General features: G+C 64.5%; 2 protein-coding genes. Both read left to right on the top strand.

Annotated elements, in window-relative coordinates:
* A partial coding sequence (locus AC1VAN_RS18885; RefSeq protein WP_480986445.1) for an alpha/beta hydrolase family protein occupies window positions 1-1,452 on the top strand: 1,452 nt, incomplete at its 5' end.
* Window positions 1,453-1,633: 181 nt separating this feature from the next.
* On the top strand, window positions 1,634-2,332 hold a 699-nt coding region (locus tag AC1VAN_RS18880), incomplete at its 3' end, for a TonB-dependent receptor plug domain-containing protein (RefSeq protein ID WP_480986444.1).

Below are 2,332 nucleotides of genomic sequence, written 5' to 3'. Positions count from 1 at the left end.
CTGCAGGCCAACTACTACCGCTTCAACCTGCGCACCGGGCAGACCGAACTGCTGTTCAAGGGCAGCTCGCGCACGACCCCGGGCCTGTTCCACCCACGCACCGGCGAGGTGGTGACCCAGACGCAGATCGAATCCAGCGGGGCCGAGGATTTCGAACAGCGTGTGCTGATCAAGAACAGCGCCGGCCAGTTCGAGGTGCATGCGCCGCTGACCACCAAGCTGAGCGAACGCTTCACGGTGGACGTGGTCGGCATCGACGATGACAGCGGCAAGCTGTACGTGCTGACCGACCAGTTCTCCGATCTGGTACAGGCGCGACTGTATGACCCGGTCAAGAAGGAATTCGACAAGGAGCCTCTGGCGGCCCACCCGACCTTCTCCATCAGCTCGCTGATCCTGGGCACACGCAAGAGCAACTTCAACCAGGTGCTCGGCTTCTACATCGATGGACCGCAGCGCCAGGCGATCTATGTCGACCCGCAGATGAAAGGCCTGCAGGAGGGCCTGCAGAAAGCCTATCCGGGCCTGACCGTCTACATCACCGGCTACAACGACGATCTCTCGCGCGTACTGTTCACTACGGAAAGCAACCGCAACCCGAAGAGCTACTACATCCTGGCCGACCGTAAGGACGTGGTGCCGCTGGGCAGCGAACGTCCCTGGGTGGACAGCAAGCAGATCGGCGAACAGCGCTGGGTGACCTACACCGCCCGTGATGGCCAGCAGATCCCGGCGATCCTCGACCTGCCGGCAGGCTGGAAGCAGGGCGACGGCCCACTGCCGACCCTGGTGCATCCGCATGGCGGACCGTGGGCGCGTGACTACACGGGCTGGGACGTGTCCGGCTGGGTGCCCTTCTTCACCTCGCGCGGCTATGCCGTGCTGCGCCCCCAGTACCGTGGCAGCTCCGGCCTGGGCCGCAAGCTGTGGCTGGCCGGCGATGGTCAGTGGGGCCAGAAGATGCAGGATGACAAGGACGACGGTGCCGCCTGGCTGGTGTCGCAGGGCATCGCGGCGAAGGATCGCATCGCGATCTTCGGCTACTCCTATGGCGGCTTCGCGGCAGCAGCGGCCACCGTACGCAGCCCATCGCCGTACCAGTGCGCCATTGCTGGTGCACCCGTCACCGACCTGGGCCGGCTGGGCACGTCCTGGAGCCAGAACCGCCTTCAACGCATCCTGCAGGGCCGCACCGTCAAGGGCATGGACCCGATGCAGAACACCGCCAAGGCCACCATTCCGCTGCTGACCTTCGTCGGCGACCGCGACGTACGCACGCCGGCGTTCCATGCCCGCAACTTCTATTCCGCCGTGCAGGGCAAGGTTCCGGCCCGGTTCGAGCTGATTCCCGACATGCCGCACAGCATGCCGTGGTACCCGCGCCACTTCCAGACGACCCTCACCCTGATGGCCGACTACCTGGCCAAGGACTGCGGGCCGGGCGGCCTGTAACCCCAGCAGAGGGGCCGATCAACAACCCCGCCGGCTTAACCGGCGGGGTTTTTTAATGCCCGAATTCCTGAATTTCCCCTTAGCAACAATAAGTTACGCAAAGAGTCCATTCATGTTGCATTTACTTTACGCCACACATACACTCCATTAACCGAAGCATAACAAACGGGGATCCCAAGAAATGCGCAACGCCAACCGCCACATCAAGCCAAGCCGCGTCCCGCTGACTCTCGCAGTACTGGCCTGCCTGCAGGTCGCACCGGCACTGGCCCAGGAGACCACCCAGCAGGAAGCAAAGGCGTCAAGCGCTTCCACCTCCAACCAGCGTGCGACCGACCTTGACAAGATCACCGTCACCGGCTCGCTGATCCGCCGCGCGGACTACGAGACCACCTCGCCGGTGTTCACCATCAACGCCGAGACCAACGCCAAGCAGGGTCAGGTCAACGTCGCCGAGTTCCTGCAGAAGTCGGCCATTGGTTCGGCTGAAACGCAGATCACCCACCAGTTCGGCGGCTTCGTCGTCGACGGCGGCACCGGCGTGCAGACCGTGTCGCTGCGCGGCCTGGGCGCCAACCGCACCCTGGTGCTGCTGGATGGGCAGCGTCCGGGCCCGGCCGGTACCCGCGGCGCCGTCGGCGCCTTCGACCTGAACGTCATTCCCACCGCCATCCTGCAGCGCGCCGAGATCGTGAAGGAYGGTTCGTCCTCCATCTACGGCTCCGATGCGGTGGCCGGCGTGGTCAACCTGATCACCAAGAAGAACATCGAGCGTCCGGAGCTGACCGTCACCGGCCGCGTGCCGACCGAGGGCGGTGGCGAGGTATTTGCTGCATCTCTGGCCAACGGCTGGAACTTCGACAACGGCAGCATCGTGGCC

Source organism: Stenotrophomonas sp. 05L44_2 (genome assembly GCF_056665995.1).
The sequence above is the reverse complement of the archived record's forward strand: the minus strand, read 5'-3'. Positions and strand labels throughout refer to the sequence as shown.